Below are 568 nucleotides of genomic sequence, written 5' to 3' on the forward strand. Positions count from 1 at the left end.
CAGTTTGGTAACTTGCCGCGCCTTGCCAACTTGGGTCAGTGAACAGGTTTTTGGCTTGTTCATATTCTCCCTGTTTATAGAGATTAGCCGCTTTCTGATCGGCATTTAAGAATGGGTTGGCTTGTGCGTCTGGTGTCCAAGTTATTGGAAGCAGCGCAGCGATAAATACCCAAATTACACCACGGCGGAACAGGAAAACGGTAGGCAGTAGCAGTAGAGGCAATAGCCAAAATCCACCATTCAAACGAGAATCGGTTTTGACCTCTTGATTCTGTTTTGCTGCCAAGTTGTTCCCAGTATTATTCGTGTACGCTGCGATGCTATCCACGTCTCGGTTGTTGTGCTGAATAGGAACAAACATACCGCCCGTCTTGTTGGCTAGCGTTTGTAGGTTTTTCAGGTGTGTTTTGGCAACAACGGTCGAGCCTTGCGTGGTCTTAAGAAGCGAGCCGTCGGGTAGGGTAATCGGTGCGCCGTTTGCCGTGCCGATTGCAAGAACCGAGACTCGTATGTTTTTACCTTTAACTAAATTCAGAGAGCGTGCCAATTCTGAATCATCAAGATCATC

The 568-nt window shown here is 47.5% G+C and carries 1 pseudogene; it reads right to left on the reverse strand.

Going from position 1 to position 568, the window contains the following annotated elements:
- Nucleotides 1-568 (reverse strand): annotated as a pseudogene (locus R8N47_RS27255) (hypothetical protein); the annotation flags it as partial.

This window comes from Vibrio sp. 2132-1 (genome assembly GCF_033344315.1).